The following is a 375-nucleotide window of genomic DNA, read 5'->3' on the forward strand; positions in this document are numbered from 1 at the left end:
TTGAACTGAACCCCGAATAGTGGACACTTTAAAAAAAGTGGACCTATTCGGGGTTTTTCTATTTTCAATGTTTGGAAACCCCGTTATACTAACCATACCATTTATGAACGGGAGAACATCATGAGTAAAATAATTTTTAACGAACATCAACGCAGACAAATTGAAGCGAATCCGAATGTCGCCTCAGTATCCGACCGCTCAATTCAATATACAGCCGACTTTAAATTGAAAGCTGTTCAGGAAAATTTACAAGGAAAAGGTCCAGTCCAAATCTTCAGAGAAGCGGGATTTGACTTAGAGCTGATAGGAATTAAGAAAGCTAAAAGTGCAATTAGCCGTTGGAAGAAAACATATCAAACACATGGTAAGGAAGGC

General features: G+C 38.4%; 1 pseudogene. It reads left to right on the plus strand.

Going from position 1 to position 375, the window contains the following annotated elements:
- Positions 1-120 precede the first annotated feature (120 nt).
- Positions 121-375 (plus strand): annotated as a pseudogene (locus tag ACVYAD_RS25170) (IS3-like element ISBsp3 family transposase); the annotation flags it as partial.

It is taken from the genome of Lysinibacillus sp. G1-3 (assembly GCF_056322905.1).